Source organism: Variovorax sp. FG153 (assembly GCF_057809595.1).
This window is the reverse complement of sequence record NZ_JBMDKG010000124.1, coordinates 1-566: the sequence shown is the minus strand read 5'-3', so window position 1 is coordinate 566 and position 566 is coordinate 1. Positions and strand designations below refer to the sequence as shown.

Sequence of the window (566 nt, the reverse complement as noted above, 5' to 3'; positions counted from 1 at the left end):
CTAGAAGGTCCAGCGCGCGCTGACCCGCGCGCTGCGCGGCTCCATCGGATGGATGTGGCGCCCATCGATGCCGTCGCCGCAGGCACCGCGTGCCACTTCACTCGCGCTGCACGAGGCGTAAAAGTATTCGATGTCGTTGCCCTTGCGGCCCGCGAGGTTGAACACGTCCAGGCCCAAGGTGAGCTGCTTGTTCACTGCGTAGCGCGCGCCGAAGTTCAGCAGCGTGGTGGCGCGCGAGCGCACCGTGTTGAGCGTGTCGAGCGCGCGCGGGCCCATGTAGCGCAGGCGAAGCGAGGCCGTCAGCGGGCCTTCGGTGTAGATGACGCCGGCCGCGAACACGCGCTCCACCGCGTTGTCGATGTGGTTGCCTTCGCCTTCAGGTGCGAGGCCCCGGAAGCGCGCGCGCGAGATCGCCGCATCGGCCTCGAAGCGCCAGTGCGAACCGAGCTTCCAGCGCAGCGTGGCCTCGATGCCGCGGCGGCTGCTGGCGCGGCCGGGCTCGGTGGTGCCGGCATCGCCGACATAGACCAGCTCCGAGTCGAGCCGCAGCTGCCACAGCGCCGTGG

General features: G+C 70.0%; 1 protein-coding gene. It reads right to left on the bottom strand.

All coding sequences use genetic code 11. The features are described from left to right. Positions 1-566 (bottom strand): TonB-dependent receptor domain-containing protein (locus ACODT0_RS42395; RefSeq protein ID WP_489044049.1); only part of this gene is annotated, 566 nt, incomplete at its 5' end.